Raw genomic sequence first — 21,720 nt, forward strand, 5'->3', positions numbered from 1 at the left:
GCCGAGCATGGCTCGGCACGACGAGGCCATGGCTTAGTTGCTGCCCAGTACCAGCTCAATCACGAATCGGCTGCCGAAGAACGCCAGCAGCAACAGCGCCATTGCGCTCAAGGTCCAGTGCACGGCTTTGCTGCCACGCCAGCCATACCGGCGGCGGCCGATCAGCAGCGTGCCGAACACGATCCACGACAGCACGCTGAGGACGGTCTTGTGCACCAGCTTCTGCGCCAGCAGGTCATCAACGAACAGCACGCCGGTCAGCAGGGTCAGCGTCAGCAGGCTGAAGCCGACGGCGATGGTGCGGAACAGCAGTGTTTCCAGATCGCTCAGCGGCGGCAGTGCTCGTAGCCAAGGGCGGAAATCACGCTGGCGCAATGCGCGCTCCTGCAGCCACAGCATGATCGCCAGCAGTGCGGCGATGCTCAGCGTGGCGTAGGCCAGCAGCGCCAGCCATGCGTGGGTGGCCAGCCGCCAGCCCAGCAGCTTGCTCGGCTCATGGCCGTAGCCGTGGTAGGTCAACAGCAGGATGGCGGCCATCGGGAACACCACCACGCCCAGCGCCGCCATGCGTCCGCGCGCGCCTACCAGTGCGGTCAGCACGCTCATGCCGAGGCCGACCAGAGACAGCGCGGCGAAGAAGTGCATGTCCGGGCCGCCTTCGGTCCGCATTGCCACCAGCAGGTGGTAACCGCCGTGCAACAGTGCCGCAGCCACTGCGGGCAACAGCCAGAGGCGCGGCGGCGGCGAGCGGTCAGCCGTCAGGGCGCGCACCAGCAGGGCGGTGGCCAGCAGATACAGGAATGCGGCGATGAGAACGATTGTCATCGCGTGAGTTTCGCACACGGGCCTGCCGCTGGCGATGTGAACCGGCGGGCAGCGGGGCCGCCCGTTATACTTGCCTTCTCTGTTTCCACGATTTCCGCAGGTCCCATCGCATGTTTGAGTCACTGACCCAGCGCCTTTCCGGCACCATCGAGCGTCTGCGTGGGCGCGGCCGCCTGACCGAGGAAAACATCCGCGAGGCAACCCGCGAAGTCCGCATCGCCCTGCTTGAGGCCGATGTGGCCCTGCCGGTGGTGCAGGCGCTGGTGGAGAAGATCAAGATCCGCGCCGTTGGCCAGGAAGTGCTCAAGTCGCTGACCCCGGGCCAGGCGCTGATCAAGGTCGTGCGCGATGAGCTGACCGCGGTGATGGGTTCGCAGGCCACCGACCTGAACCTCAATGTGCCGGCACCGGCCATCATCCTGATGGCAGGCCTGCAGGGTGCGGGCAAGACGACCACGGTCGGCAAGCTGGCCAAGCACCTGAAGGAAAAGCGCAAGAAGAAGGTGATGGTGGTGTCGGCCGACGTCTATCGCCCGGCCGCCATCGAACAGCTGAAGACCCTGGCCGATCAGGTCGGCGTGCTGTTCTTCCCGTCGACCGCCGAGCAGAAGCCGGTGGACATCGTCCGTGCTGCCATTGATGACGCGCGCAAGTCCTTTGTCGACGTGCTGCTGGTCGATACGGCAGGCCGACTGGCCATCGACGAAGCGATGATGGCCGAGATCAAGGCCCTGCACGCAGCGGTCAACCCGGCCGAGACGTTGTTCGTGGTCGATGCGATGACCGGCCAGGACGCCGCCAACACCGCCAAGGCCTTCGGCGAAGCGCTGCCGCTGACCGGCGTGGTGCTGACCAAGACCGACGGTGACGCCCGTGGCGGTGCCGCGCTGAGCGTGCGCTACATCACCGGCAAGCCGATCAAGTTCACCGGTACCGGTGAAAAGGTCGACGGGCTGGATGTGTTCCACCCCGAGCGTGTGGCCAGCCGCATCCTCGACATGGGCGACGTGCTGTCGCTGGTGGAGCAGGTCGAGCAGCAGGTCGACAAGGACAAGGCGCAGAAGCTGGCCGAGAAGGTCGCCAAGGGCAAGAAGTTCGACTTGAACGACATGCGTGACCAGCTTGAGCAGATGCAGAACATGGGTGGCATTGGCGGCCTGATGGACAAGCTGCCGGGGCTGGGGCAGATCCCCGAGCACCTCAAGCAGCAGGCCACGCAGAGCAAGGAAGTGCCGCGCATGATTGCCATCATCGGCTCGATGACCAAGAAGGAGCGTCGCAACCCGGGCCTGCTCAATGGTTCGCGCCGCGCCCGCATCGCCCGCGGCTCCGGCACTCAGCCGGCTGACGTCAACAAGCTGATGAAGCAGTACATGCAGATGGAGAAGATGATGAGCAAGCTTGCCGGCGGTGGCATGAAGGGCATGATGCGCAACATGAAGGGCATGCTCGGCGCCATGGGTGGCAAGGGTGGTCTGCCGTTCCGTTGATCAGGCAATTGAACTCAAACCAGTGGATGGAAAAATGCGCATGAAGAAAGGAATTTGCCTGGTAGCCGTGATGTTGGCTCTCACCGCATGTGGCGAAGATCGCTCACTGTCGCAGAAGGCGGGCAGCGCGATCAGCGGCACGGCCACGGACTTCGTCGCCGGCCTGGGCGAGGGCGTGGACAAGCGCATGTCGCTGAAGCTGGACGTTGACCCGTCGGTCGCGGGCAATGGCATGACCGTGACGCTGGGCAAGAGTCGCGGCATGGGGTCAAAGGATGCGTCGGTCTACGTGGTCGCCACCAAACCCTACAAAGGCGCCTTCATGGCGCGTGCGCTGGATGAGGCGGGCACCGAGATCGGGCGCTCGCGGGTGGATGTGGATTTCGCAGCCGATGGCGCCCAGTATGTGAACTTCACTTTCAACGAAGAGATGGACAGCCAGCTGGTGCGTTCCTACGCCCTCTCGCTTCGCTGAGCAGGGCAAGCCCCGGCGGCAATCCGACCGCCATGCATACCCCTGCCATTTCCTCTCGGGCCAAGGCGTTCTGCGAACGCTTTGGCGTTGAGCTCCCCATCCTGCTGGCGCCGATGGCGGGCGCCTGCCCGGTGCCGTTGTCAGCCGCGCTTGCCAATGCCGGCAGCATGGGCGCGATGGGGGCAGTGCTGTCCACGGCGGAGCAGATCGGGCAGTGGATGGAGGCTTTCAGGGCGCAGTCGCATGGCCCTGCTCAGATAAACCTGTGGGTGCCCGATCCGCCACCGCTGCGCGATGCCGCCGCCGAGGCGGCTACCCGTGAGTTCCTCGGACAGTGGGGGCCGCAGGTGCCGGCCACTGCCGGTGATGCCGGTCCGGCCGATTTCGATGCCCAGCTCGATGCGCTGATCCACGCGCGGCCCGCCGTGGCCTCGACCATCATGGGGGTGTTTTCCGCAGCACAGGTGCAGCGCTTGAAAGCCGCGGGCATTGCCTGGTTTGCCTGCGCCACCACGCTGGATGAAGCGCTGCAGGCACAGGCTGCCGGAGCGGATGCTGTGGTTGCGCAGGGCATGGAGGCCGGCGGTCATCGTGGTGCGTTCGACGCAGCGAAGGCCGAACTGCAGATGAGTGGGTTGTTCGCGCTGCTGCCGCGCCTGGCCGACAAGCTGCAGGTGCCGGTGATTGCCGCCGGTGGCATTGCCGATGGCCGCGGCGTTGCGGCGGCGCTGTTGCTCGGCGCCAGTGCAGTGCAGGTGGGTACCGCATTTCTTGCCGCGGATGAATCCGATATCCCGCAGGTCTGGCGGCACGCATTGGCCGATGCCGAACCGGAAGGAACGCGCGCCACGCGGGTTTTCAGTGGTCGTCTGGGGCGGGCGCTGGATACGCCGTATGTGCGTGCGGCCGAAGCCGCTGATGCGCCGCAACCGCGCCCGTATCCCGTGCAGCGGGGGCTTACCGCCGGCATGCGCCGCGACGCAAATGCTGCCGATCATCTGGATGCGATGCAGGCGTGGGCTGGGCAGTCGGCATGGCTGGCGCGTCGCGCCCCTGCCGCTGAAATCATGCGGTCGATGTGGGCGCAGGCGCAGGCGTTGTCATGAGCCGCTTGTTCTGCAACGGACAGCCGGCCGATGCTGCCGCGCTGGGAGCGGCTCTGGTCAACTACGGGCATTTCACTTCCTTGCAGGTGCGCAATGGCGCGGCGCAGGGATGGGCGTTGCACCTGCAGCGTCTGCAGCAGGCCACGCATGAGTTGTTCGACACGACGCTGGACGGCGCGCAGTTGTGCGTGTGGTTGAACGATGCGCTGGCGCAATGCGACATGCGCGATGCTTCGGTGCGCATCACGGTTTTTTCGCGCGCGTTTGATTTCCGCCAGCCGCTGCATGCGGTGCCGGTGGATGTGCTGGTCGGCATCGCTGCACCGGTCGCGCCGCCGGCGACGGCGCGCGCGGTGATGTCGCTGCGCTATCAGCGTGAGCTGGCGCATATCAAGCATGTCGGCACGTTTCCGTTGTTCCATCACCGTCGCCATGCCATGCGCGAGGGGTTCGACGATGTGGTGTTCGTCGATGAAGCTGGGAGGGTGAGCGAGGGCAGTACCTGGAATCTGGCGTTCTGGGATGGGGCGCAGGTGGTGTGGCCGCAGGCAGCCGCGCTGCGGGGTGTTGCCGAGCGATTGCTGATCGCCGGACTGGATCGGTTGGGTCAGCCGCATACGTCGTGCGAGATCGGCGTGGATGCCTTGTCGCGCTTCGGCGGCGCTGTGGCGTGCAATGCCACGGGGCTGTGGCCGGTGGCTCGGATTGACGCGGCGCGCTTTGAGCAGTCGGACCGGCTGCTGCAGTTGTTGCAGCAGGCATTGGGCCAGACGCCCTGGCAGGAGCTTCAGACGTAAAGTCGGGGGCGGTGATTTCCGGGGTGTGGAAGCAATCAGCGGCCTCTCCCCGAGCCGCCCCTTGCCTGTGGCAATGGAGGCAGATCACGGGATTCACGGGACTGCAGGCACCCGGAACCACCACCATGTTCAGCTTGGCGGGCGGCGGCGGGGTTGGAATGGGTCTTGGGCGTCGCTATAATCGCCGGCTTACCGCGCCATCCTGGCGACTGGGCAATAGAGGAAAAACCACCATGGTCAAGATTCGACTGACCCGCGGCGGCGCCAAGAAGCGTCCGTTCTACCACATCATCGTGACCGACGTCCGTAGCGCCCGTGACGGCCGCAACATCGAGCGCGTCGGCTACTACAACCCGGTCGCCCAGGGTGCAGAGCAGCGCATCGTGCTGGACATCGCCGCTGTCGACAAGTGGGTTGCCAATGGCGCCCAGCTGACCGACAAGGTTCGCAACCTGTACAAGGAAGCGACCAAGGCCCAGGCCGTCGCGGCCTGATCCTGACGGGCCGCGCGCAAGCGCGGCCCGACGGTTTCCGATATGAAGAAAGATTCCGAGCGCCGGATCCTGCTTGGCAGGGTTGCCGGCGCTTTTGGTGTGCGCGGCGAACTCAAGCTCGAGTCCTGGACCGAGCCGCGTTCCGCCATTTTCAAATACCAACCTTGGATTCTGCGCACTCCCGCAGGGCAGGAATCCGAGATTTCGGGCGTGCGTGGCCGCGATTCGGGCAAGCATCTGGTGGCCACGTTTCCGGACGTGACCGACCGCGATGTGGTCGAGTCGATGCGCGGCACCGAGATCTACATCGCCCGCAGCGCGCTGCCGCCGCCGAATCCCGATGAGTACTACTGGGTCGATCTTGAAGGCTTGGACGTGCAGACCGTGGACGGCGTGAAGCTTGGCCAGGCTTCGCACCTGTTCAGTACCGGCTCCAACGATGTGCTGGTGGTGCGGGGTGACCGCGAGCGCATGGTGCCGTTCGTGATGGGCGACTTCGTCAAGTCGGTCGATTTCGACGCCAATCTGATCGTGGTCGATTGGGATCCGGAGTTCTAAACCCGGTGCGCGTCGACGTCATCAGTCTATTTCCGGAATTCCTCGCCCAGTCTGCTGCGCTGGGCGTGGTTGGCCGCGCGCAGGAGCGGGGTCTGCTGGAGCTGCATGGCTGGAACCCGCGTGATTTCGCCGAGGGCAACTACCGGCGGGTGGATGACCGTCCGTTCGGCGGTGGTCCCGGCATGGTGATGCTGATCGAGCCGTTGCGCGCCGCGCTGGCCGCCGCGCGTGCGGCCGATCCGCAGCCGGCGCCGCTGATCTATCTGAGCCCGCAGGGGCGGCCGTTGACCCAGGCCAAGGTCCGGGAACTGGCCGCGTTGCCACGGATGATCCTGCTGTGCGGCCGCTATGAAGGCGTGGATGAGCGCTTCCTGGCGTCCGAGGTGGACGAAGAGATTTCCCTGGGGGATTACGTCCTGTCCGGGGGCGAGCTGGGCGCGGCGGTGATCATCGATGCGGTTACCCGCTTGCAGGAGGGGGCCCTGAACGATGCTGAATCCGCGGTTCAGGACAGCTTCGAGGGTGACGGCCTGCTGGATTGCCCGCATTACAGCCAGCCATCCAGCCACGCGCTGGGGGACGTGCCGGATGTACTGCGGTCGGGCAATCACGCCGCGATCGCGCGCTGGCGCCGCCAGCAATCCCTGCTGCGCACCGCGCTGCGCCGGCCTGACCTGCTGGATGAGGCGGGGTTGGGCAAGGCCGACCGCAAGCTGCTGGCGGAAGCCCGCGAAGCGCTGGCTGAGGCTGATCAAGCAGCTACTGGCGCCAAGGGCGATCAATAGGCTAGAATTGCGAGTTCCCGTCAGCCCTTTGTGGTTGGCGTTGGAAACAAAACAATAAACGTGCAGCGCAATTCGGTGACTGCATGAGATTCCGCTGTCGAATGACACGCCCACCCGAACAAATCGGTGTAATCCAATGAGCAAGCTGAACAAGTCCATCGTCGCGGAGTTTGAATCCGCCCAGGTCACCCGCGAACTGCCGAAGTTCAGCCAGGGCGACATCGTCGTGGTGAATGTGAAGGTGAAGGAAGGCAGCCGCGAGCGTCTGCAGGCATATGAAGGCGTCGTGATCGGCACCAAGAATGCCGGCCTGAACTCCGCTTTCACCGTGCGCAAGATCTCGCACGGCTACGGCGTCGAGCGCGTTTTCCAGACCCACAGCGCCGTGATCGACTCGGTTGAAGTGAAGCGCCGCGGTAAGGTTCGCGCCGGTAAGCTGTACTACCTGCGTGGCCTGGAAGGCAAGGCTGCTCGCATCAAGGAAGATCTGGCCGCTGCTCAGCAGGCCAAGGCTGCTCGTCTGGCCGCCAAGGCCGCAGCAAACGCTGCTGCTGCCGAGTAAGCCCGCCGACAGGCTTCTTGCCTGTCTGCAAAGAACGGCCGCCTCCGGGCGGCCGTTTTGCGTTTGGGGGTTGGAGGGCGAGGGCTGCAGTGTTTTGGGCCGCTTCCCCATCGCTTCCTTGGGGCCGCCCGCCGGCCAGGCACAGCGTGCGCGGTGTTCAGTAATGTACGGGGCCCTGACTTGTAAGTCGCATGCCCGTTACCCCGTAGGCAGGGGACGGGCTGGATTCGGCTTCTCTGCGCGCATGAATGATCTGGGGTTCGCGCAGGATGCTTCCCGCGATCAGTTTGGCCGCCTTTGGGCGGCTGTTTGCGTTTGGAGCATGGTGATTCTGGGAGTTTGAAAGACCAGAGCTGCGGTGCTTTGCACCTTCCCCTCATCCGTCCCTTCGGGGCACCTTCTCCCGCTTGCGGGAGAAGGGGGTGTCGGGCATTTCTGTGCACTGACGTCGCCCGGCCCGGGGCTCTGCGCCGGAATCGCGCCGCAAGCAGCCAACTGCTCTTGCATCCCTTCTCCCGCGCGCGGGGGAAGGTGCCCCAGAGGGGCGGATGAGGGCGTGCTTCTAACCGCTCAGCGGAAATGCGCTTCGATCTGTTCCAGCGTCTTGCCCTTGGTCTCCGGCATCCAGAACGCTGCGACCAGGAAGAACACGAAAGTACAGCCGGCCCAGAACAGGAACATGCTGGCGTAGCCGTAATGGCCGACGGTGGGCAGGAACACGGCGGCGATCGTGGTGGAGACGAACTGGTTGATCAACAGCGCAATGCTCATGCCATTGGAGCGGATGCGGTTGGGCATCAGTTCGGACAGGGCCAGCCACACGCAGACACCGGGGCCGACGGCGAAGAACGCGACGAACACCAGGATGCACGCAGCGACTGCCCAGCCATGTGCGGGCGTCGGCACCGGGCCGATCCAGGCCTGTTCGATTTTCAGTGGCGCATCCGCCGCCACGGCCGGATCCGGGAAGGGATTCAGGTGCAGGCGGCGGAAGAAGCTGCCGATGACACTGTCAGCTCGCACGGTGGCGTCGCGCTGGAGGTTCAACTGATGATCACTGGCGTTGTCGCTGCGCAGCGAACGCACGTCGCTGAAGCCACCATAGGAATAGGAAAGCGTCAGCTGCAGCGGCTGTTGGCCGTGCATGCGCGCACCGGCCAGTCGCTGCCATTGGGCGGCGTCCAGATCCAGCTGCAGGCGATCATCAAGCACGGCATGCTGCAGCAGTGGCTGCACGTCCGCGCGGCCTTGTTCGGCCTTGAAGAACAACATTGCCGGGGCGAGCAGGGCCAGACAGATGCCGCCGCTGCCGAGCATCAACAGGAACTTGCGACCCTTGCGGTCCACCAGCAGCAACGCGGCGACGGTCATCAATGCATTGAGCAGCTTGATGGCGACGTCGGCGCTGTTGGCGGCGGAGCCTGGCAGGCCGGCCTGGTTGAGGATGTTGACCGCGTAAGCCAGGATCGAGTTGATGCCGGTGGCCTGGGTGCAGGCCAGGATCACGCAGGCCAGCAGGAACGGCACCATGTAGCGGCGGCTGAACAAACGGTCACGCTTGCCATCGGCCTGCGCGGCGACTGGTGCCTGGATCTGCTGCAACGTGCTTTCCACCTGCGTTGCCGGCAGCGTGCGCTGCAGACTCTGTCGGGCGGCATCGATGCGGCCGCGCTGCACCAGCCAGCGCGGTGATTCGGACAACCACAGCACGCCCACGCAGAACATCACACCCGGCAGCAGGCAGCTCCAGAAGATGGTGCGCCATGCATGGTCCTTGACCGCGAACAGTTCCTGCGCCTGTTGCACCAATGGCATGTTGCGCACGGTGTCGGCGGCGGCATCCACTGCATGCGCGTGGTACAGGCCGATCAGTGCGGCCAGCACCAGGCCGATGGTCAACAGCAGCTGGAACATCGCAGCGCCACGGCCGCGACGTTCGGGTGCAAGCACTTCGGCCAGATACAGTGGCACCACGACGCCGATCAGTCCGCCGCTGATGCCCTGCAGCAGGCGCCCGAGCAGCAGCGGTGTGTAGCCCGAAGCCAGCGCCATGACCGGGATGCTGGCGGTAAACAGCACGCCAGCCAGCAGCATCGCGCCGCGCCGGCCGATGAGGTCGGCGATCAGGCCCGCGAACAGCGACGACAACACGCTGCCCAGCAGCACCGCCGCGACCACGAAGCCAAGTTGCTGGCTGCTCAACTGCCAGGCATGGCTGGCGGTGGCTTCGAGGTAGGGCAGGGCGCCGGCGATGATGCCGATGTCGATGCCGTACAGCAGGCCACCGAGGCCGGCGATGAAAAGCAGGTAGCGGACCGGCCAGCGGGGAGCGGCATCGGCGGCAGGCGTGGCGAAGGCAGAGTCGGTCATCGGCTCGTTCCAGAATGAAGCGCGGGTGCAGCAGGAAGGCGCGTGGGTGAAGCGCGTGCGGGATCAGCGATGCGGTGCGTGCAGATCGACCGGATGGCCGTTGATCCACACCTGTTGCAGCTGCAGGTCGGGACTCAGCACCACCAGGTCCGCGCGCAGCCCCGGGGCGATGCGGCCACGGTCTTCCAGCCCGAGGTAATCGGCGGGGAAGGTGGAAACACGATGCGATGCGTCAGCCAGTTCCAGTCCGACGTCGACCAGATTGCGCAGCGCCTGATCCATGGTCAGCGCGCTGCCGGCCAGCGAGCCGCTGGACAGGCGCACGCAGCCCAGGCATTTGTGCACACGTTGTTCGCCCAGCGCGTATTCGCCGTCGGGCATACCGGTGGCGGCGGTGGCATCGGTGACGGCGTACAGACGCGGAATGGCGCGTACCGCCATGCGGATCACGCCGGGATGCACGTGCTGCAGGTCGGGAATCAGTTCTGCGTACTGCGCATGCGCCAACGCGGCGGCGGCGATGCCGGGAGTACGGTGATCGACCCCGGTCATGCCGTTGAACAGGTGGGTAAAGCCGCTGGCACCCGCCTGCAGCGCGGCCACGCCATCTTCGTAGGTACCGGCGCTGTGACCGACCTGCACGCGGATGCCCATCGCTGCCAGTGCCGGAATCAGCGCGGCATGCTGGCCGATTTCCGGGGCGATGGTCAGCACCTTGATCGGTGCCAGGGCATGCAGGTGCTGCACCGATTCCAACGTCGCTTCCAGTGTGCGTGGTGGTTGTGCGCCAAGCCGTTGCGGGCTGATGAAGGGGCCTTCCAGGTGCACGCCGATGATCTGCGCGGCGTCCGCATCCGGTGTGGTGATCACCTGGGCCAGGCCGCGCAGTGCGTTTTCGATTTCCTCGAACGCGGCGGTCATGGTGGTGCCAAGCAGCGTGGTGGTGCCGTGGCGGGCGTGGGTGCGGGCGATGGTGCGGGCGACCTCGCCCCCCTGCATCAGATCAACGCCGGCACCGCCGTGCACATGCAGGTCGATGAAGCCGGGCAGGATCACCGGCAGCTGGGTGGCATCGCCGGCGTGGTCTTCGACGTCCAGTGATTGGATGTGCTGGTCGAAGTGAACATGGCCGCGACGCCACCCCAGCGGAGTGAGGATGCGGCCGTGCAGGGAGCGGGTGTCGGTCATGGCGGTGGCGGCTCGGCGATGATCACCTCGATCCCCTGCTGCTGCAGGCCCTCGCGGGTGGCAGCATCGATGCCGGGGTCGGTGATGATGGCGTGGATCTGGTCCAGGCGGGCGATGCGGTGCAGGCTGACCCGGCCGAACTTGGAGGCGTCGGTCAGCACCACGATGCGCCGTGCGCGCTCGACCATGCGGTGGTTGAGACGGGCTTCGCCTTCGTCGTGGGTGGTGAGGCCGAACTGCAGGTCCAGCCCATCCACGCCGAGGAACAGGGTGTCGAAACTGTAGGAGGTGAGGCTGGCTTCGGCCTGGCTGCCCTGCAGCGACAGCGACTGCTTGCGCAGCAGGCCGCCGGTCAGCAGCACGTTGACGCCGGGAGCATTGGCCAGCTCCCAGGCGATGTTGAGGCCGTTGGTCATCACCGTGACATCGCGGTGCCCGTGCAGATGGCGGGCCAGGGTCATGGTGGTGGAGCCGGAGTCGATGATGATGTTTTCGCCGGCATGCACCTGCAGCGCGGCGCGCATGCCGATGGATTCCTTCAGCGACAGGTTCAGCGCGTCCTTTTCATGGATGTCCTGCTCCAGCGGTGGCATCCGTACCAGGGTCGCACCGCCGTGGGTGCGGGTGGCAAGGCCCTGGATTTCGATCTGGCCCAGATCGGTACGGATGGTCACTGCCGACACGCCAAACCGTTCGACCAGCTCGGCGACCTGCACCGTGCCCTGTTCGATCAGGAGCTGCAGGATCTGCTGGCGGCGGGAGCGTGTATTGCGCATGGCCATCTCTTCTCTCTCTCTGTGGAATGAAAGAGGAGATTAACCGTTCGCAAGAACGGAAGCTTGTGAGCTTTCGTTTTGTTTGCGAGCGCCTGCGAGGTTGGCGCTGCAGGCCCGCGCGTACTCGCCCAGACACAGGCCGATATGGTGCTGTACCAGCGCCGCCGGCGTATTGACCAGTTGGCCGGCGCGCACCGCGCGGAACTGCTCGGGCAGGTACTGGCTGAGCAGTACCAGCGGCGGTGCGTGCTGTTCGAGATTGGCGAACAAAGTCTGCACGGCCTGCAGCAGTGCCGGCTCGCCCCAGTAGTAACGGCAGCGGTCGCTGAAGGCGTAGGAACGCAGCAGGCGCAGCGTGGCGTCGTCGCCGTGATAGTGCGCCTGCCAGTACTTCGGCTGCGCGGTCATCACTTGCTCAAGCACCTGCGGCAGCTGCGAGCACTGCGCTGCCGGCAACAGTTCCGCTTCGATCGCGGCCAGTGCGAACAGTGCTTCGCGGTAGGCGAAGGTCGCTGCCGGGCCGACCTTGAGAATGGCGAAGTGATCGCGCACCAACGCGTGCAGGCCGGATTCGCGCTGGTAGTCGGTGGAGTGCGCTTCAAACACGATGCGCGGTTGCTGCTCCAGGAAGTCGGCCAGCGTGGATGCCGCTGCTGCGTCGTAGTCGTGCACGCTGCTGTGGTCGAAGTCCACGCCGGGCTGCACCACCATGGCGATCACGCGCTGCCATGCATCGCGCAGGTCCGGGGTATCGAACGCCTGCTGATGGATGGCCAGCGTCTGCGCGGCGGCAGCCGGCGTGGTGACGGCCAGGCCGCCTTCGAGCGATGCCTCGCCACCGGGAATCGGCACTTCGGTGCCGATCACATACAGCGGCAGCGGGAGGTTGTGGGCGGCGGCGGTGCGCTCGGCGATGACAGCCAATTCCGCCGAGCGTGCGGCGACGATGGCGTCGGGCAACGGCGTCGGGTCGTCGGCGCAGGACATGCTGCAGTCCAGATGGATCTTGTTGAAGCCGGCAGCGACATAGGCTTCGATCAGCACGCGTGCATTGGCCATCGCCTCGGCGGCGGGCTGCTTCTGCCAGGCATTGGGGCCGAGATGGTCGCCGCCCAGGATCAGCCGTTCGTGCGGGAAGCCTTCTTCGTCGGCCAGCGTCTGCACATAGTCGCGGTACTGCGGCGGCGTCATGCCGGTGTAGCCGCCGAACTGATCCACCTGGTTGGACGTGGCCTCGATCAGCAGCACCGTGCCGTAGCGCGCGGCGACCTGCATGGCGGCGCGCAGCACCTGCTCGTTGCTGCAGCAGACGCTGTACAGGCCGACATTCTGGCCGAGGCGATGGGCGGTGAGCAGGGATTGCAGCGAGGACATGACGAACTCCCGGAAGTCAGGAAAAAGCGGGTTGGCAGGCAAGCAGGGCGGCACCGCGTGCGCCACCGGCATCACCGAAACGCGGCGGCACGATGGGCGGTACTTCCACGCCTGCAAATAGATGGGTGGCAATGGCAGCCGGCAACTGCTGGTACAGCGGTGCGTACTGCGACAGACCGCCGCCGAGCACGATCACATGCGGGTCCAGTGCCAGGATCAATGCGGCGAAGCTGTGGCCGAGCAGATCGCGGTGGATGTCCAGGGCTTGTCGTGCGCGCGCATCACCGGCCTCGGCCAGGGCGATGACATCGCTGGCATTGTTGGCGTGACCGCCGAGGTGGCGTTCGATCATCGACACACCGCTGCCGGAGACATAGCGCTCCACGCAACCACGCAGGCCACAGCCGCAGTCGAGCAACGGCAGGCCATGGCGTTGCAGCAGATTGGCCGGCACGCTCCAGTGGCCCCATTCACCGGCCAGGCCGTTGAAGCCGCTGATCAGCCGGCCCTGTACGCAGTAGCCGCCGCCCGCGCCGGTGCCGAGGATGGCGCCGAACATGCTGGCATAGCCATCGGCCGCACCGCCGTGTGCTTCGGACAAGGCAAAGCACTGCAGGTCGTTGCCGAAGCGCAGGGGGCGTTGCAGGCGTGCCTGTAGATCCTGCGCCACGCACTGGCCGGTGAGCGCCGGAACGTTGGCGCTGAGCTGGCGCCCACTGCGGCGGTCGCGCACGCCGGGCAGGGCGATGCCGATGGATGCGGCAGCGTTGCCGCGTTCGGCATCGGCGCTTGCAACCAGTTCCTCCACCGCCTGCAGGAATGCGGTGTAGTCACCCTGCGGCGTGGCGATGCGCTTGCGCCACGTCACCTGCAATGCGGCATCGCAGGCCACCAGTTCAATCTTGGTGCCGCCGATGTCGATGCCGTAACAGGCGTGTGGCGTGGGCTCAGTCATGGTGGATGGTCACGCCTTTGACGACACGGTTGACGGTGCCGTCGGGGAACGGGTTGTCCGGGGTCAGGCCCATCGAGGCCGAGCGCTGCAGCGCATACAACTGCGCGAACGTCAGCCACACCGGCGCCAGCCAGCTGTCTTCGATGGCCGGTACCGGCAGGGTGTAGTCGTCGGCGCCGATGTCCGACTGCGGGCCGATCGACAGCACCTTGCCTGCCACGCCATCGCTGCGCAGTTCTTCGAGCAGGTCCTGTTCGTAACGGCGCGCCAGCGGCTGCACGCTGCGGAATACGATGACCAGGGTCTGGCTGTTGAGCGTGGACTTGGGCCCATGGCGGAAACCCAGCGGGGTGTTGGCGATGGCCAGCACGCGCCCGGCGGTGAGCTCCAGCACCTTCAACGCGGCTTCGCGTGCCAGCGCTTCATGCGGGCCGCTGCCCAGATAGATCACGCGGCTGAAAGGTTCGCGCGCCAGTGCCGCCACGGCAGCATCCCACTGGCCGATGCCGGTGCGTGCCAGCGCTGCAACCTGCTGCAGACGTGCAAGGCGTTCGTCCCACGGCGCGCGGTCGAACACCGCAAGTGCGGACAGCAGCATGCAGGTGAGGCTGCTGGTCATGGCGAAGGCACGGTCACAGCTGGCCGGTGGCATCAGCAGCGTGCAGGTGTCATCGCGACCCGCGCCACGGCGTGCAAGCTCACCGTCGGCATTGCAGGTGATGTCGAGGAAGCGGGCGTCGTCCACGTCGGCGCGCACGCGCTCCACCGCTGCCACGCTTTCCGGGCTGGAACCGCTGCGGCCGAACGACACCAGCAGGGTCGGGCGGTCGCGCTGCAGGTACAGCGCCGGGTGCGTAAGCAGGCTGGTGGTGTGCACGACGCGCACCTCGGCCGGCCACTGCGCATTGATCGTGTCGGCCACCATCTCGGCGATGAAGCCGGAGCTGCCGGCGCCGGTGAACAACACGCGTTGCCGCGGATCATTCAGGCGTTCGCCCAGAAAAGCCTGCACGCGCGTGCAGTCGTCGGCGAGGTTGCTGGCCAGGGTTTCCCACAGCTGGGGTTGCTGGGCGATTTCGGTGGCGGTATCGGTGCCGCCCAGCTGCTGCCAGCTGGACCGGTCGGAAAGCAGAGTGAGATCCATTCTTGGTTCCTGTTGTGCCTGCGAACCATCTTCGTTTTCTTTCGGAATGTCAAATATCGAAAGCAAAAGAAAAGAAATTGAGCGAAGCCTCTATCCTGCTGTGAACCCTGGCACGAACGAAAGGTTTCTCGTAAAACCCTTTCGCAGCAGGTGAATAGCCAATTTTCGGGGCAATGGAAAGTGGTGCCATGCAGCATCTTTCGATTGCAAGAAATCCTTCTTACTTTTTGCTTTCATTTTGTTGACATCTTTCGATTTGCTGCCCTAGAGTCGGCCGCAACCGCATTTCGAAATGCCTGATGAACGGGCCAGGGGACAAAGTGCATAACCACAATCGTCGTTCGCCGCTGCTGCTGGCCCTGCTATCGACGCTGTTGCTGCCGGCTTTGCCTGCCCGGGCCGAGCCGGTGGGCAATCTGCGCTCGGTGGCTTCCAGTGACGGCAAGGACGGCGTACGCGGTTGGGAGCTGCTCACCGATGCCGGCACCACGCTGCGCATCGATGTGCTGGCCAACGACATCGTGCATGTGCAGGCCGGTCGCAAGGGCAAGCTCACTGGCCCCGGCAACAAGGCCGCGCCCATCGTGCTGCCGCAACCGGCACAGTCGGTGCAGGCGCAGCTGGAAGAAGACGCCGCCGAAATCCGCGTGCGTACGCCGTCGCTGGTACTGCACGTGCAGCGGCAGCCACTGCAGTTGCGCCTGGAGCGGTTGGACGGTGAGCGCGGCGTACCGATGTGGCAGGAACTGCAGCCGCTGGATCTGGATGCCGAACAAAGCGTGCAGGTGTTGTCCTCGCAGGCCGATGAAGCGTTCTACGGCGGCGGCCAGCAGAATGGTCGCTTCCAGTTCAAGGGCCGCGAGCTGGAGGTGTCGTATTCCGGTGGCTGGGAAGAGGGCGACCGCCCGAGCCCGGCGCCGATGCTGCTCAGTTCCCGCGGCTGGGGCATGTTGCGCAATACGTGGAGCGACGGCAGCTATGACCTGCGCCAGCCGGACCAGGCCACGTTGCTGCATCGTGAAGACCGCTTCGATGCCTACTATTTCGTCGGCCCCGATCTGCAGCGCCTGTTGGAGCGCTACACGCAGCTGACTGGCCGCCCGAACATGGTCGCGCGCTGGGCGCTGTCCTACGGCGATGCCGATTGCTACAACGACGGCGACAACATCAAGAAGCCGGGCAGCGTGCCGGAAGGCTGGAGCGACGGCCCTACCGGCACCACGCCGGATGTGGTCGACAGCGTCGCGGCGAAGTACCGCGAGTACGACATGCCGGGCGGCTGGATCCTGCCCAACGATGGCTATGGCTGCGGCTACAAGCAGTTGCCGGAAACCGCGCAGGGGCTGGCCAAGTACGGCTTCAAAACCGGTTTGTGGACCGAGAACGGCGTCGACAAGATCGCCTGGGAAGTGGGCAAGGCCGGCAGCCGCGTGCAGAAGCTGGACGTGGCCTGGACCGGTCAGGGGTATCAGTTCGCGATGGACGCCAATCAACAGGCGTTCAACGGCATCCTCGACAACTCCGACTCACGCCCGTTCCTGTGGACGGTGATGGGCTGGGCCGGCATCCAGCGTTATGCGGTGGCATGGACCGGCGACCAGAGCAGCAGCTGGGATTACATCCGCTGGCACGTGCCGACCCTGGTGGGTTCTGGTTTGTCCGGCATGGCCTACGCCAGCGGCGACGTGGATGCGATCTTCGGCGGCAGCGCGGAAACCTTCACCCGCGACCTGCAGTGGAAAACGTTCACGCCGGTGCTGATGGGCATGTCTGGCTGGTCGTCGAATGCGCGCAAGCACCCGTGGTGGTTCGACGAACCCTATCGTTCGATCAACCGCGATTACCTCAAGTTGAAGATGCGCCTGACGCCGTACATGTACGGCCTGGTGCATGACGCCGCGCAGAGCGGCGCGCCGCCGGTGCGTGGACTGATGTGGGATTACCCGCAGGATCCGCACGCGCAGGATGAGACCTACAAGTACCAGTTCCTGCTCGGCCGCGACCTGCTCGTTGCGCCGGTCTACCGCAGCCAAGCCGCGAGCCGTGGCTGGCGTCGCGATATCCATCTGCCGGCTGGCGGCTGGTACGACTACTGGGATGGCCGTCATGTGCAGGCACCGGCGGCTGGCCGCCAGTTGGACCGCAAGGTGGAACTGGCGACGCTTCCAGTGTTCGTGCGCGCCGGCGCAATCGTGCCGATGTATCCGGGCATGCTGTTCGACGGTGAAAAACCGCTGGATGAAGTGACGTTCGATCTTTATCCGCAGGGTGAATCCAGCTACACGCTGTATGAGGATGACGGCAACACGCGCCGTTACCAGAAGGGCGAATCGAGCACGCAGCAGGTCCGTGTGCAGGCGCCGGCGCAGGGCAGCGGCCAAGTGCAGGTGCACATCGACGCGGTGCAGGGCCAGTACCAAGGGCAGCTGCCACAGCGGCGCTACGGCCTGCGTGTGTTGAACCGACAGGCGCCGCGCGCGGTGCAGGTGGATGGGCGTGCCCTGACGCAACTGACCGATGCTGCTGCCTTGCAGGGCGCGGCGGAAGGTTGGTACTTCGATGCGACCGAGCGTCAGGGCACGCTGCATGTACGTACTGCCACGCAGGACATCCGCCAGCCGCTGCAACTGCAGCTGGACTTCCCGGTGGCCGCAGCATTGGCCGATGACGTGTTCCCGGCCGCGCCGGAACTGGGGCGCGCACTGCCGTCGGACAGCCTGCTGGTGGTCAACCGGCCTGCCGAAGAATCGGGCCATCCGCTGGAAAACGCCTTCGACGATGATCCATCGACGTGGTTCCGCAGTGTGCGCAATCAAGCCATCCGTACCGGTGCGCACGAGTGGGTGGTCGGCTTTGGCGAGCGCAAGTTGATCGACGGCATCGAACTGGCGCCACGCAACGACAAGCACTGGAAGCACGGCCAGGTCCGTGACTATGAAATCTACATGGGCGACAGCAACGGCGAGTGGGGTGAGCCGATTGCACGTGGCCATCTACAGCTGAAGGAAGGCGTGCAGCGCATCGACTTCCCGGCACACGCTGGCCGCCTGCTGCGCTTCCGCGTGCTCAGCGTGCAGAACCCGGACGGTGACGGTGCTGCGGCCAACGATCCGATGGTGACCGCTGCGCAGGGCAATGCCGCGCGTGCGGTGGATGCATTGCAGCCGCGTGATGTTGGCCCGATTGCGTTGTCCACTTTCCATATCCTTGAGCAGCAAGCGGCCGAGCGGCCGGCGCAGCAGCAGTTCCTCTCCCAACTGCCGCTGCCGGCCGCGCTGGCCGCATCGGTCCACGCCGATCGTGCGTTCAGTGCCGATGTGCCGATGCGCATGAACGGCCTGCAGTTCCGTCGCGGACTGGGTGTCGGCGCGAGTAGTCGCATTGATCTGACCATGAAGGGACATTGGAAGCTGCTGCGCGCTGACCTGGGCATCGATGACCAATGCCGCCAGGCTGGCGGCATGCAGTTCCAGGTATGGGGTGACGACCGCCTGCTGTATGACAGCGGCCTGGTGAAAGCCCCGGGCGTGGTCAAGCCGGAGCTGGATGTTCGCGGTCTAACCCATCTGAGCCTGCGCACGCTGGGTGCGCAGGGCAAGCAACCCTCCCAGGTTTGTGGCAACTGGGCCAACGCCGTGCTGATCGGCGAGGAGGGCGACAGCGCCGAATTCGTCGCCCGATGACCGCCACCTCGTAACACCGCTGCTCCCCCGCAACACACCGACTGCGCTCTCAGGGGGCGCGGGCCGGGATCGCTTTGCCCCGCCAATTGTTTCCTTTTTGCGTGACCTTGCCAGGAGAGAACCCGATGTTGCCCGCCAATCGCAGTGCCAAACGCTGTTTGCCAGCCCCGTTATCGTTGGCTGTTGCCAGCGTGTTGTTCGCCATCGCCGCACCTGCGTTCGCGCAGGACAAGGCTGAAAAGGAAAAGGACAAGACCACCGAGCTGTCCCGCATCGAGGTCACCGGTTCCAACATCCGCCGTACCGATGTGGAAACCGCATCGCCGGTGCAGGTGATCAGCAAGCAGGACGTCGAGAACATGGGCGCGCGCACGCTGTTGCAGGTGCTCGACAATCTGCCTGCAGCGCGACCGGGGCAGGTCGATTCCAAGTCGCTGTTCACCGGTTCGGACGGCGCTTCGCAGGCCAACCTGCGTGGCCTCGGTGCGCAGGGCACGCTGGTGCTGTTGAACGGCCGTCGCCTGTCGTACTACGGCGCACCGGCGGGCTTCCAGACCCAGTTCGTCAACATCGATGCCATTCCCGCCGCCGTCATCGAGCGCATGGAAGTGCTGACCGATGGCGCCTCGGCCGTCTACGGTACCGACGCGGTGGCCGGCGTCATCAACGTAATCACCAAGAGCAGCTACCAGGGGCTGGAAGTCAGCGGCACCTGGGACACCGCCTCGCGCTTTGATTCCTTCGGCGAAAAGCAGGCCAGCGTCACCGGCGGCTTCGGCGACATGGCTGAGGACGGCTACAACGTCTATGCCAGCGTCAATCTCTATGAACGTGATGGCATCCCGGACAGCGAGTGGTACCTCAAGAATCCGGGCCAGTTCTACGTCAACAATCCGGACTACATCAAGAATCTGCGACTGGACACCGGCAGTGCGCCGGGCGTGTTCAACCCGGGCTATTACTACGCCATCGATCCGGTCACCGGTGCGCGCAGGGATGAGGCAGCACCGGGCTGCAACAACGTGCTGCAGGTCAGCAGCGGTACCCGTTGCATCTGGCAGACCTGGATGAACCGGCAGATCAACGGCGGCGCGGATTCCAAGCGCGTCACCGCTTACGTCAATGGCCACTACCAGCTCAATGACAGCACCGAGGCGTTTGCCGAAGTCACCTATACCGACATCGATCTGCATGCCAATGGCGGTACGCCGCGTGCCTACGGCACCACCACCGGCAATCCGCAGAGCTGGTTCTCGCGTAACACCGGCAACACGGTCAATCAGTTCCTGACCCCGTGGCTGGGCCCGAACAACGAATACAACCACGCCAGCCCGGAGCTGAAGGCGATGATGGGTGGTGTGGTCGGTTTGGGTTACCTGTTGCAGGACGTCGGCGGTGGCCACTTCGGCCAGCGCAATACCGATGACAGCTACCGTGTGGTGGCAGGTCTGCGTGGTGCTGCCGGCGACTGGAACTGGGAAACGGCGTTCGCGACCGCCGGCTCGCACTCTGTCACCTACCAGACCACCAACGTCAACCTGAAGGGCTTCGAGAAAGCCTTCGGTCCGTACACCATCGATCCGGGCACCGGTCGCGTCATCATCTCCGATCACCCGGCCTACAAGTTCGGCGAGATCAGTGAAGCCAATGCGGCGCTGATCCGCGAAGCCTTCCCCACCTTCGACATCGAGTCGTGGACGCGCCTGCACACCCTGGACGGCAAGATCGAGGGCCCGCTGTTCAACATGCCGGCCGGCGAAGTGCGCGCGGCGTTCGGCTTCAATGCCACCCGCGAGACCTTCTACACACCGGGCAACCCGGATGCCGCCAATGGCCTGATCACCCAGCAGGGCGGCTCGTGGTTCGACGGCAAGCGCAACACCTATGCGCTGTTCGCCGAAGCCGTTGCACCGCTCACCGACAAGCTGGAAATGGATCTGGCGCTGCGCCTGGACAAGTACCCCGGCTTCAGCGCCAACGCGGCACCGAAGATCGGCCTGAAGTACCAGGCCCTGCCACAGTTGATGCTGCGCGGTACCTATTCGGAAGGCTTCCGTGCACCCAGTCTGGCCGAGGCCGGCAGTGGTGGCGTGTATGCGCAGATCGGTGGTTACCGCGATGAAGTCCGTTGCGCGGAAACCAATGCGATCGCTGGTCTGTTGCGGCAGTCCAACCGCGGCGTCGATCAGGATCTCGGCAACAGCCTGTGGAACAGTGATTGCAGTCGCAACGTGGCACGCATGACCCAGCCAAACCAGGACCTGAAGCCGGAAAAGGCGAAGATCGCGACGCTGGGCTTCGTGCTGGAACCGACCGACTGGCTGTCGGTGTCGGCCGACTACTGGTTCGTCTACCGCCGCGACGAGATCGTCGCGCCGGATTACAGCAAGGAAGAGGACATCGACTCGATGACCCGCTTCCCGATCACCGAATCCGACAAGTCCAATCTGGCGGCACTGGCTGCCATGTGCAGTGATCCGGCCAGCGGCGTGACCTGTCCGGGTACCTTGCCGGGCTATAGCATCGGCAACGTGGCCAGCGTGATCGGCCAGTACAGCAACCGTGGCCGCACCCTGATCGATGGCTTCGATGTGGATCTGCGCAGCCGCTTCGACCTGGGCGAATGGGGCCGTCTGAACATCGGCGTGGCAGCTACCATCGCCAACCGCAACATGTACAACTCCGACAACGGTGACGGCTGGTACTACGGCAACCTGGTTGGCTACTACAACAACCCCAAGGTACGCGCCACGTTCAACACCAATTGGACGTATGGCAAGTGGGATACCGGCTTCTACGTCAACTATGTTGGTGGCACCAAGTGGGCCTATGACCGCATCGATGCGCAGGACAACAACGCCGAGACCTGCACCGGCAGCTACCTCGACCTGGCCCCCGGCCATTGCGGCGGCGCACCGGCGTGGTGGACGGCCAACCTGAGCGTGAACTGGCGTCCGATCGAGAAGCTGAGCGTCGGCGTGACCGTGAAGAACCTGTTCAACCGCCTGCCGTTCTACGATCCGAACGACTGGATGAACTTCGCCGGCTACGCCAACAACTTCGGTCGCATCTACAGCGTGACCGCCACCTACAAGTTCTGATCCACCGCAGCAGCGCTTCCCCCTCATGCATTGCATG

Annotated in this window: 18 protein-coding genes; 10 read left to right on the forward strand and 8 right to left on the reverse strand. The window is 65.0% G+C overall.

What is annotated here, in order from left to right; all coding sequences use genetic code 11:
* Nucleotides 1-33: 33 nt before the first annotated feature.
* The gene (locus ABB26_RS16265) at nucleotides 34-825 is read right to left on the reverse strand and encodes a cytochrome C assembly family protein (protein WP_057635764.1); all 792 of its coding nucleotides are present in this window, start codon (nucleotides 823-825) and stop codon (nucleotides 34-36) included.
* 110 nt (nucleotides 826-935) lie between these two features.
* Between ABB26_RS16265 and ffh the strand changes: the two genes are divergently transcribed.
* The 8 genes from ffh to rplS all read left to right on the forward strand — a co-directional run bounded on the left by ffh (nucleotide 936) and on the right by rplS (nucleotide 7,092).
* Nucleotides 936-2,315, forward strand: coding sequence for a signal recognition particle protein (gene ffh, locus ABB26_RS16270; RefSeq protein WP_057635765.1), 1,380 nt, complete (start codon nucleotides 936-938; stop codon nucleotides 2,313-2,315).
* Between the two features lie 40 nt (nucleotides 2,316-2,355).
* Nucleotides 2,356-2,790, forward strand: coding sequence for a hypothetical protein (locus ABB26_RS16275; protein ID WP_152982719.1), 435 nt, complete (start codon nucleotides 2,356-2,358; stop codon nucleotides 2,788-2,790).
* A gap of 32 nt (nucleotides 2,791-2,822) precedes the next feature.
* Nucleotides 2,823-3,896: an NAD(P)H-dependent flavin oxidoreductase gene (locus tag ABB26_RS16280; RefSeq protein ID WP_057635767.1), complete on the forward strand. Its 1,074-nt coding sequence runs from the start codon at nucleotides 2,823-2,825 to the stop codon at nucleotides 3,894-3,896.
* Nucleotides 3,893-4,693, forward strand: coding sequence for an aminotransferase class IV (locus ABB26_RS16285; RefSeq protein WP_057635768.1), 801 nt, complete (start codon nucleotides 3,893-3,895; stop codon nucleotides 4,691-4,693). The genes ABB26_RS16280 and ABB26_RS16285 overlap by 4 nt, the downstream gene beginning before the upstream one ends.
* 233 nt (nucleotides 4,694-4,926) lie before the next feature.
* Nucleotides 4,927-5,187, forward strand: a complete 261-nt coding sequence (gene rpsP / locus ABB26_RS16290; protein ID WP_057635769.1) for a 30S ribosomal protein S16 — start codon at nucleotides 4,927-4,929, stop codon at nucleotides 5,185-5,187.
* 42 nt (nucleotides 5,188-5,229) lie between these two features.
* Nucleotides 5,230-5,745 (forward strand): ribosome maturation factor RimM, encoded by a 516-nt coding sequence (rimM, locus tag ABB26_RS16295; RefSeq protein WP_057635770.1) that lies wholly within the window; start codon nucleotides 5,230-5,232, stop codon nucleotides 5,743-5,745.
* A gap of 5 nt (nucleotides 5,746-5,750) precedes the next feature.
* Nucleotides 5,751-6,530, forward strand: a complete 780-nt coding sequence (trmD, locus tag ABB26_RS16300) for a tRNA (guanosine(37)-N1)-methyltransferase TrmD (RefSeq protein ID WP_057635771.1) — start codon at nucleotides 5,751-5,753, stop codon at nucleotides 6,528-6,530.
* A 136-nt stretch (nucleotides 6,531-6,666) separates the two neighbouring features.
* Entirely contained in the window at nucleotides 6,667-7,092 is a 426-nt protein-coding gene (rplS, locus tag ABB26_RS16305) for a 50S ribosomal protein L19 (RefSeq protein WP_057635772.1), read from the forward strand.
* 570 nt (nucleotides 7,093-7,662) lie between these two features.
* On the opposite strand, the gene ABB26_RS16310 is transcribed toward rplS, so the two are convergent.
* From ABB26_RS16310 to ABB26_RS19205, 7 genes are all read right to left on the reverse strand, one after another.
* Nucleotides 7,663-9,462 (reverse strand): MFS transporter, encoded by a 1,800-nt coding sequence (locus ABB26_RS16310; RefSeq protein ID WP_057635773.1) that lies wholly within the window; start codon nucleotides 9,460-9,462, stop codon nucleotides 7,663-7,665.
* 63 nt (nucleotides 9,463-9,525) lie between these two features.
* Nucleotides 9,526-10,650: an N-acetylglucosamine-6-phosphate deacetylase gene (gene nagA, locus ABB26_RS16315; RefSeq protein ID WP_057635774.1), complete on the reverse strand. Its 1,125-nt coding sequence runs from the start codon at nucleotides 10,648-10,650 to the stop codon at nucleotides 9,526-9,528.
* The gene (locus ABB26_RS16320) at nucleotides 10,647-11,426 is read right to left on the reverse strand and encodes a DeoR family transcriptional regulator (protein ID WP_057635791.1); all 780 of its coding nucleotides are present in this window, start codon (nucleotides 11,424-11,426) and stop codon (nucleotides 10,647-10,649) included. Before ABB26_RS16320 ends, nagA begins: the two co-directional genes overlap by 4 nt.
* 39 nt (nucleotides 11,427-11,465) lie before the next feature.
* Entirely contained in the window at nucleotides 11,466-12,800 is a 1,335-nt protein-coding gene (locus ABB26_RS16325) for a D-tagatose-bisphosphate aldolase, class II, non-catalytic subunit (protein WP_057635792.1), read from the reverse strand.
* 16 nt (nucleotides 12,801-12,816) lie between these two features.
* Nucleotides 12,817-13,755, reverse strand: coding sequence for an ROK family protein (locus ABB26_RS16330; RefSeq protein ID WP_057635775.1), 939 nt, complete (start codon nucleotides 13,753-13,755; stop codon nucleotides 12,817-12,819).
* On the reverse strand, nucleotides 13,748-14,899 hold the full coding sequence (locus ABB26_RS16335; RefSeq protein WP_057635776.1) for an SIS domain-containing protein: 1,152 nt from the start codon (nucleotides 14,897-14,899) through the stop codon (nucleotides 13,748-13,750). Before ABB26_RS16335 ends, ABB26_RS16330 begins: the two co-directional genes overlap by 8 nt.
* Before the next feature lie 49 nt (nucleotides 14,900-14,948).
* On the reverse strand, nucleotides 14,949-15,089 hold the full coding sequence (locus ABB26_RS19205) for a hypothetical protein (RefSeq protein WP_161809068.1): 141 nt from the start codon (nucleotides 15,087-15,089) through the stop codon (nucleotides 14,949-14,951).
* Nucleotides 15,090-15,219: 130 nt separating this feature from the next.
* Between ABB26_RS19205 and ABB26_RS16340 the strand changes: the two genes are divergently transcribed.
* Both ABB26_RS16340 and ABB26_RS16345 read left to right on the forward strand, forming a co-directional pair.
* Nucleotides 15,220-18,582: a TIM-barrel domain-containing protein gene (locus ABB26_RS16340; protein ID WP_057635793.1), complete on the forward strand. Its 3,363-nt coding sequence runs from the start codon at nucleotides 15,220-15,222 to the stop codon at nucleotides 18,580-18,582.
* A gap of 125 nt (nucleotides 18,583-18,707) precedes the next feature.
* Nucleotides 18,708-21,683 carry a TonB-dependent receptor plug domain-containing protein gene (locus ABB26_RS16345; RefSeq protein WP_057635777.1) on the forward strand — a complete coding sequence of 992 codons (2,976 nt, stop codon included), beginning with the start codon at nucleotides 18,708-18,710 and terminating at the stop codon, nucleotides 21,681-21,683.
* Nucleotides 21,684-21,720: the final 37 nt, after the last annotated feature.

Source organism: Stenotrophomonas humi (genome assembly GCF_001431415.1).
Taxonomy (GTDB): Bacteria; Pseudomonadota; Gammaproteobacteria; order Xanthomonadales; family Xanthomonadaceae; genus Stenotrophomonas; species Stenotrophomonas humi.

Excerpts from the sequence above, each read along its gene's own strand:
- ABB26_RS16275 (WP_152982719.1), top strand. The coding sequence starts at position 2,356 with ATGAAGAAAGGAATTTGCCTGGTAGCCGTGATGTTGGCTCTCACCGCA.
- ABB26_RS19205 (WP_161809068.1), bottom strand. The coding sequence starts at position 15,089 with ATGGCACCACTTTCCATTGCCCCGAAAATTGGCTATTCACCTGCTGCG.
- ABB26_RS16265 (WP_057635764.1), bottom strand. The coding sequence starts at position 825 with ATGACAATCGTTCTCATCGCCGCATTCCTGTATCTGCTGGCCACCGCC.
- ABB26_RS16330 (WP_057635775.1), bottom strand. The coding sequence starts at position 13,755 with ATGACTGAGCCCACGCCACACGCCTGTTACGGCATCGACATCGGCGGC.
- nagA (WP_057635774.1), bottom strand. The coding sequence starts at position 10,650 with ATGACCGACACCCGCTCCCTGCACGGCCGCATCCTCACTCCGCTGGGG.
- ABB26_RS16325 (WP_057635792.1), bottom strand. The coding sequence starts at position 12,800 with ATGTCCTCGCTGCAATCCCTGCTCACCGCCCATCGCCTCGGCCAGAAT.
- ABB26_RS16310 (WP_057635773.1), bottom strand. The coding sequence starts at position 9,462 with ATGACCGACTCTGCCTTCGCCACGCCTGCCGCCGATGCCGCTCCCCGC.
- ABB26_RS16335 (WP_057635776.1), bottom strand. The coding sequence starts at position 14,899 with ATGGATCTCACTCTGCTTTCCGACCGGTCCAGCTGGCAGCAGCTGGGC.
- ABB26_RS16320 (WP_057635791.1), bottom strand. The coding sequence starts at position 11,426 with ATGCGCAATACACGCTCCCGCCGCCAGCAGATCCTGCAGCTCCTGATC.
- rimM (WP_057635770.1), top strand. The coding sequence starts at position 5,230 with ATGAAGAAAGATTCCGAGCGCCGGATCCTGCTTGGCAGGGTTGCCGGC.
- ABB26_RS16280 (WP_057635767.1), top strand. The coding sequence starts at position 2,823 with ATGCATACCCCTGCCATTTCCTCTCGGGCCAAGGCGTTCTGCGAACGC.
- ffh (WP_057635765.1), top strand. The coding sequence starts at position 936 with ATGTTTGAGTCACTGACCCAGCGCCTTTCCGGCACCATCGAGCGTCTG.
- rplS (WP_057635772.1), top strand. The coding sequence starts at position 6,667 with ATGAGCAAGCTGAACAAGTCCATCGTCGCGGAGTTTGAATCCGCCCAG.
- ABB26_RS16345 (WP_057635777.1), top strand. The coding sequence starts at position 18,708 with ATGTTGCCCGCCAATCGCAGTGCCAAACGCTGTTTGCCAGCCCCGTTA.
- rpsP (WP_057635769.1), top strand. The coding sequence starts at position 4,927 with ATGGTCAAGATTCGACTGACCCGCGGCGGCGCCAAGAAGCGTCCGTTC.
- ABB26_RS16285 (WP_057635768.1), top strand. The coding sequence starts at position 3,893 with ATGAGCCGCTTGTTCTGCAACGGACAGCCGGCCGATGCTGCCGCGCTG.